The sequence below is a fragment of the Planktotalea frisia genome (assembly GCF_001890925.1).
GTDB lineage: Bacteria > Pseudomonadota > Alphaproteobacteria > Rhodobacterales > Rhodobacteraceae > Planktotalea > Planktotalea frisia.
Genome location: NZ_MLCB01000047.1, coordinates 1 through 6,601, shown reverse-complemented (window position 1 = coordinate 6,601; position 6,601 = coordinate 1). Strand labels below are relative to the sequence as shown.

The 6,601-nt window shown below is 51.5% G+C and carries 5 protein-coding genes, 1 tRNA gene and 1 pseudogene; 3 read left to right on the top strand and 4 right to left on the bottom strand.

Annotated elements, in window-relative coordinates; genetic code table 11:
* Nucleotides 1-124 precede the first annotated feature (124 nt).
* Both PFRI_RS02945 and PFRI_RS21925 read left to right on the top strand, forming a co-directional pair.
* Nucleotides 125-1,078 (top strand): DMT family transporter, encoded by a 954-nt coding sequence (locus PFRI_RS02945; RefSeq protein ID WP_245812237.1) that lies wholly within the window; start codon nt 125-127, stop codon nt 1,076-1,078.
* Nucleotides 1,079-1,185: 107 nt separating this feature from the next.
* A pseudogene (locus PFRI_RS21925) lies at nt 1,186-1,326 on the top strand (HIT domain-containing protein); the annotation flags it as partial.
* Here PFRI_RS21925 and PFRI_RS02940 read toward each other — a convergent pair.
* The 3 genes from PFRI_RS02940 to PFRI_RS02930 form a co-directional block, all read right to left on the bottom strand.
* The gene (locus PFRI_RS02940) at nt 1,323-1,706 is read right to left on the bottom strand and encodes a bactofilin family protein (protein WP_072629258.1); all 384 of its coding nucleotides are present in this window, start codon (nt 1,704-1,706) and stop codon (nt 1,323-1,325) included. The pseudogene PFRI_RS21925 and the gene PFRI_RS02940 sit on opposite strands and share 4 nt — an antisense overlap.
* 400 nt (nt 1,707-2,106) lie before the next feature.
* Nucleotides 2,107-2,196, bottom strand: a tRNA-Ser gene (locus PFRI_RS02935).
* A 75-nt stretch (nt 2,197-2,271) separates the two neighbouring features.
* Nucleotides 2,272-3,201 carry a nucleoside hydrolase gene (locus PFRI_RS02930; RefSeq protein ID WP_072629257.1) on the bottom strand — a complete coding sequence of 310 codons (930 nt, stop codon included), beginning with the start codon at nt 3,199-3,201 and terminating at the stop codon, nt 2,272-2,274.
* 205 nt (nt 3,202-3,406) lie between these two features.
* On the opposite strand from PFRI_RS02930, the gene PFRI_RS02925 reads away from it, so the two are divergent.
* The gene (locus PFRI_RS02925; protein ID WP_072629256.1) at nt 3,407-5,296 is read left to right on the top strand and encodes an SLC13 family permease; all 1,890 of its coding nucleotides are present in this window, start codon (nt 3,407-3,409) and stop codon (nt 5,294-5,296) included.
* A gap of 43 nt (nt 5,297-5,339) precedes the next feature.
* Here PFRI_RS02925 and PFRI_RS02920 read toward each other — a convergent pair whose 3' ends face one another.
* Entirely contained in the window at nt 5,340-6,410 is a 1,071-nt protein-coding gene (locus tag PFRI_RS02920; RefSeq protein ID WP_072629255.1) for a sodium-dependent bicarbonate transport family permease, read from the bottom strand.
* Nucleotides 6,411-6,601 lie beyond the last annotated feature (191 nt).

Genomic DNA, 6,601 nt, shown 5'->3' with positions numbered 1-6,601 from the left:
CCCGATTACATCTTAGCTGAGCCACAAACCTGTCCGAATTAGTAGGACCACTTCATTAGGTGTCTGGTACTAGTAGGGATATATTACTCTTTGTGTCGTTACCCTTAAGCGGGTGACACAAGTTATGACCACAAGGGGCTCCTATGCCTCTCCCATTACTAGAACAAATAGAAAGATTAAGCAGATTACAGATCAAACACGCAAAACGACCTTGGGGGTTACCCTTGCGATAGTTGGTGCATTGCTGCTAACGCCCGATACGTTGCTGATGCGACTTTCTCAGTTGGATGGTTGGAATATGCTTATCTGGCGTGGAAGCCTAAGTGGCGCAGCTTACCTGATCATTTGGGGGATGCTTGACGGCTGGAAGAGTTTGTCAAAAATCACATCGCTTAACTTTAGCATTCTTCTTTGCTGCCAATTACTCAACGCCGTATTTTTTAGCTTAGCGATTGCACTGGCTCCAGTTGTGATAGTTCTGATTGGCGTCGCTACAGTCCCAGTTTTTGCAGCACTTTTATCAAGGTTAATCCTAAACGAGCCACTGTCTAAACTAACGCTCATGACTGCTTTTGTGGTGCTTTCTGGACTATCGATTTCCCTTCTGGGACATGACATCGATCGGGCTACTATCAGTGAAAAGAACGTCATTGGCTTGCTTCTGGGCTTAGGAGTAGCTTTCGCGCTAGCCATGAATTTCACAATGATACGAAAAGATCAGGACGCACCATTCGTGCTGGCAATGGCTTTGGGGGCTATGTGTGCAGCTGGTGTGGGTTATTTGTGCGCCGAAAAAATACAGTGGCTGCCTGTCATGAATATGCTGTCCATTGGATTAACGGGGATTTGCATTTTACCGCTTTCATTCGTTGCGCTGTCGTATGCTGCAAGAAATGTAAAATCTTCAACGGTAAGTCTGATTATGCTGTCAGAGACTGTATTAGGTCCACTTTGGGTTTGGTGGGGAGTAGGTGAAAGCCCAAACAGGATGATGCTGATTGGTGGTACAGTAGTGCTTGCCGCCATAGCAGCTTTTATTGTGCTTGAACGCAGGAATGACGCTCTGGAATCCGCTTAACTGATTACTTCGATCTGCATCAGCGCGAACGAAATACAATAGAAGCAATGCTCCATGAGCAACGACAGTCGATCTTAGATTAAGACAACACAGTCACAGGCTTCAATGTTGGGATCAATACTGGAGCCTCAGCAGGTCATACGGTCTTCTTCCACGTACACGTTCACTTGATCCCACGGAGAGATGGTGACGTCGTTGACCCTAGAGGTGGCGTGCGTGGGGCTATTCCGAGTAAACAGAGGTATTAACTTGAAGCGTTACCTTTTGCTGCTAAGCGTCCCTCGACTTGCGCACCAAAATCTATTTGAATTCCCTCGGCTTCAATTTCACCTTTCACAATCGCTGTCGGGGACAAACTAACATCAATAGCTGCGATAGTACCCTTTAACCGCCCCTCTACCGTGACCGATCTTGCTCGTACGTTGCCCTCAACCGTTCCTGTAGATGTTACAATCAGCACGTCTACTGTTAGATCGCCAGTGATCTCACCACCGAACTCAACGATACCATCGCTTTGCCAATCACCTTTAATCACAATGCCATCATGTAAAACTGAGCGACGTTGCTTAGTGTCTTTCAAGATAGCAGCTGGAACATCAGATTTGGGGCTTACTGGTTTGGAGAACATCGTCTGGAACGCCTTTTGCATTTTAATTTAGCTTAAATAGTTTTGCTGTTGTGCATAAGTCAACGACTGTTCGGTAAGGGCGTGCGAGGGCCAAGCCAACTTAACAGCCTAAAGCACCAGACAGACCACTGAGCGAGGGTGTGCACGTTTGTGGAAACCTGTGAGCTAGGTGACAAGGTTTTACAGCAACAGGATGCTTGGAAAGCAACAGCACTATGGTCGTTCGCTACTTCATGCGCTGGGCGGACAGAACCGTTCACAAGTCAAAGTGATTCAACAGCATTTATTATGTCGGAAATGTGTGTGTGGTCAGCGTGTGTGGTTAACGTGTGTGGTTGACTATTCGACGCCAGTCACTATACCCCTTATTTGTATGGCCAATATGGTCATTTGGGGGTTTTGGCGGAGACGAAGGGATTCGAACCCTCGAACGAGTTACCCCGTTACTCCCTTAGCAGGGGAGCGCCTTCGACCACTCGGCCACGTCTCCGCTGACCGGAATAGCCTCGAAGCATATGTGGATACAAGTCACAAATCGTGCTGTTTTGCGAAAAAATGTGATCGGTTAGTCGAGCGCGCTCATAACATCAAAAAACTGACGTTTTACCTTTTCAGCATCAACACGCATCAAAACATCTGTATTTGGGCGTGTATCCTCAGCGGGCAAGGTTGCGCCAGAGGTCTCGCCATCGCAAGAAACCATCACAGGGACCGCACGCGCGTCAAACAGCTGAGGGTGCGTGCAGGCGATCACGGCGGCAGGGTCATGCAAAGAGCAGCCATCGTGCTTGCCCACAGTTGTGTAGAAATGCAGATAAAAACGGCTCATTTCGTTGATGAGACCGCCCATGCGAGGCGCGTTTGCTTCAAGCGTGTTAAAATCCTCAGCGGTGCAAAGAATACGGTGGGTCACATCAAGGCCAACCATCACAATATGCGCCCCAGAGGCAAAAACCCGTTCAGCAGCGTGAGGGTCGTGATAAATGTTGGCTTCCGCGTGAGACGTGATATTGCCACCTTCCTCTAAAGAGCCGCCCATGAGCACGATGCGCGCGACATTGCTGGCAAACTCAGGATCTAGATCAATGGCGTCCGCGATATTGGTCAAAGGACCGATGGGGCACAGCACCAACTCACCTTTGTGCTCGCGCGCCATGCGCACCAAAAAGGCAGCGGCGGGTTCTTCAATTGCTTTGCCTTGCGGTATAGCGGCTGGAATTGTGCCAAAACCTTCATCGCCATGCACGTTATGTGAGGGGGGAAAAGCGGGCAGGGCGCGTGGCTGTTTTGCGCCTTGCGCGACAGGAACGCCACTCAAACCGGCCCATTCAAGCAAGCGCAAAGCGTTGCGCGTTGCTTGTTCCGTTGTGACATTCCCAAAGATTGACGTCAGTCCAATGAGATCGATGTCAGGCGCACCTGCGGCGTAAAAAATCGCCATTGCGTCGTCGATGCCGGGGTCTGTGTCGATGATGAGCTTGATTGGTTGGGTCATGAGGTGCGTCCGTTGTTTTGCGTACATGCTGAGTGTTTACCGAGTTGGGTGCAATGGCCATTTTGGGCTAAGGAGCAACCCGTTGCTGTGCAACGTTGCCAGACACGCAAAGCTAAAACTTACGTTCTGATGCATAGTCTTGGACGGATAGAGCATTGCAGAATGCCAAACTGGCGTTAATCTTGCGCGCTCAAAGGGAGGCGCAATGGAAGCGACTGTATTAACTTATGAAATGATGACGGTTCTTGGACTGCTGGCATTCACCGTCTTTCTGTTTGTCTCTGAGATCATACGAATCGACCTAGCTGCTATCTTGGTCATGGTGATCTTGGGCGGGCTCAGTACATTACCAGGGCTCGGCAATCTCGCTGATCGAAGCGAGTTGTTCTCAGGTTTTTCGTCGAATGCAGTCATTTCTATAATCGCAGTCATGATTATCGGGGCAGGTTTGGACAAAACCGGCCTCATGTCCAAAGTTGCCGCCCTCATTTTGAAACGCGGTGGCACGACCGAAGGACGTATCATCCCTATTGTTTCTGGCACTGTTGGGGTGATCAGCTCTTTCATGCAAAATGTCGGCGCGGCTGCGCTGTTTTTGCCTGTGATCAGCCGTATTTCGGCGCGCACTGAAATTCCGATGAGCCGCTTGGCAATGCCGATGGGGTTTTGCGCCATTCTGGGTGGCACGATTACGATGGTCGGCTCATCGCCACTTATTTTGCTCAATGATTTGTTGATATCTGCAAACAGCACCTTGCCTGCGGATCAACAGATGCAACCTTTCGGACTTTTCTCTGTCACGCCGGTCGGCCTTATGCTGGTTTCGACAGGGGTTCTTTATTTCATGCTGCTCGGCCGCTGGATCTTGCCTGATCAACGCGGGCGCGGGGCCGATGCGGGGGCGGCGCGCTCCATGCAGACTTTTGTCGAGAGCACATATGGCCTGCGCGCGGATTTGTTCGAAGTGCGTGTGCCTGAGGGGTCCATTTTGATCGGCCAATCGCTCGCGGATATCATGGTGGCGCATCACATCTACATATTGGGGACGTCTTACAAAGGGCACAAAGTGATTGCGCCGATGGCAGATACGTTGATCGAAGCGCCTGCGCGATTGGCGATCTTGGGCCTACGCCGTGTGCTTGAGGATGAGTTTGCCGAACCTTATGGCCTTGAAATTCTGCCCGCGCTGGATGTGTTCGCGGATGATTTTGCCGCGACCGAGTCCGGTGTGGCCGAGGTTGTTATCCCGCCCGGATCAACGGTTATTGGTCAAACGCCAATTGAACTGCGTTTGCGTCAAAGACATGGCCTCTCGATTCTTGCCATCCATCGCGGCGAAGAAACCATGAGCCATGTGGAGACCGAAAATCATGTCGCGACTCACATCGGTGAAGTGAGCTTGCAAGCCGGTGATACGATGGTCGTGCATGTGCAATGGGAGCGCCTAATGCGGGTCAAAGCGGATCAGAACTTTGTCGTTGTGACCTCAGACTTTCCACAGGACGAATTGCGCCCGCACAAGGTGAACTGGGCGCTGGGTTTCTTTTTCATGACGCTTGGCTTGATCTTGTTCACGGACCTGTTGCTTTCGCTCGCCTTATTGGCAGGCGCGGTTGGCATGATCCTGTCGCGCGTAATCTCTGTTGATGAAGCTTATGATGCGGTGAGTTGGAGCACAGTCTTTTTGCTCGCCTCATTGATCCCATTGGGGCATGCGGTTCAAAATACGGGTACGGCGATGTGGATTGCAGAACAAATCTTGTTCTTGCTCGATGGGTGGCCGTTGTGGTCCCTGCAAGCAGGTCTTGCGATCCTTGCAACCGTGTTTACGCTCGTGATGTCAAATGTGGGCGCAACAGTTTTGCTTGTGCCACTGGCAATTTCAATTGCGATTTCAGCGGGGGGGGATCCTGCCATTTTTGCGCTCACGGTCGCCATTTCAACGTCGAATTCATTCCTAATTCCAACGCATCAGGTGAATGCTTTGATCATGGGACCTGCGGGATATCGCGTCGTGGATTTTGTGCGCTCAGGCGGGATCATGACACTTTTGTTCCTTGCCGTTTCGATGATCGGGCTCACGCTCTTCTTCTAAGACGGGCCCGCACAGGGTTTTCGCGCAGGCCCGATTTGGTAGTCTAGATCAACAGTTCAGCCAAGGCGATGAACAAAGGAATGCTTAGAATCGCGACGGGTGTGCCAAGGCCCGTAGACGTTCCCACATAGGCCGACGAGTTTGCCTCTGGCAGCGCGGCGCGCATGGTTGGTGGGCCGGATATGTCAGAGCTGGACGCGGCCATCACCGCAAGCAAGATCACACCACCCGCTGAGAAACCGGTCAATTCGTGGGCAATAAGGCCTACGCCAAACCCGAGCAAACCGTGGATGATTGGCGCTGCAAGCCCGTAAAGAATGTAGGCATGCGCGACGTTTCTCAGCTCTGAAAGACGTGACCAAGCTTCCATGCCCATGATCAGCATCAAGATGGACAGCAGCCCCCGAAACAGTGGCTCGTAGAAGCTTTTGAACACGGCGTCGGGCTGCGCGAAAATACCTAGCGCCAGTCCCGCCACCAGTGCTGAAATCGCAGGGCTTCTAAAGGTATCGATCAAAATAGCACGCACCATCGCGCCGTTGTCACCGTCACCGCTCGACAGTTTCGGGGGAATAGGGCTACCCGTCTTCATTGTGCCATCTGCATTGATGTTCACGTCGCTCATTTCCTGACGTGCCGCGCTGACCTTGGCGAGCGCGATGGCTGTGACGAGAGCTGCAATGTCCATGAAGGGATAGAGCGCGCCGATGAAGCCTTCATAAGCGATGTCGCTTTCGTCCAAGATTGCCATGCCCGCCGCAAGGGTTGAGGCAGAGACGGCGCCGAACAGACCCGCTGTGGCAAGGCCGTCCACCTTTGAGACCCCATGCCAACGCGCCAAGGTGCGGCTGCCGATCAACACGATGGCGATACCGACAAAGGCCGCGCCAACCGCAGGGACAATAAGGGACAGCAAGTCAGCGTCGCGAATTGAAATGCCAGCGCCCATTCCGACCTTCAAAAGCAGCAAGATCACGATGAATTTGTAAACGGGCTCTGGGATTTCGAATTTACTGCCAAGGGCGGCAAGCAAAACGCCCATGATCAGAAAGGCGAGCGTTGGTTTTTGCATTTGTTCAAACACAGTGCTGGCGATGGTGGCGAGAATATCCATGGCGAGGCTCCTTTTGGATGTCTCGGTTGGGATACTTCTAGGGTCTGAGAAATAAAAATATATCTTTTACATTGTATCGTTCTATAAAAACGAATGATAAATCGATTGAACTATACACAGAGTCCTCGAGCACCCGACTTTTGACGGGTTGACGTCTGACCGTAGAACGATTCAGCTAACCGCATGATCCG

What these genes read in the sequence shown, in the direction of transcription:
- PFRI_RS02945 (WP_245812237.1), top strand. Translation starts at nt 125, where the DNA reads ATGACCACAAGGGGCTCCTATGCCTCTCCCATTACTAGAACAAATAGA.
- PFRI_RS02940 (WP_072629258.1), bottom strand. Translation starts at nt 1,706, where the DNA reads ATGTTCTCCAAACCAGTAAGCCCCAAATCTGATGTTCCAGCTGCTATC.
- PFRI_RS02930 (WP_072629257.1), bottom strand. Translation starts at nt 3,201, where the DNA reads ATGACCCAACCAATCAAGCTCATCATCGACACAGACCCCGGCATCGAC.
- PFRI_RS02925 (WP_072629256.1), top strand. Translation starts at nt 3,407, where the DNA reads ATGGAAGCGACTGTATTAACTTATGAAATGATGACGGTTCTTGGACTG.
- PFRI_RS02920 (WP_072629255.1), bottom strand. Translation starts at nt 6,410, where the DNA reads ATGGATATTCTCGCCACCATCGCCAGCACTGTGTTTGAACAAATGCAA.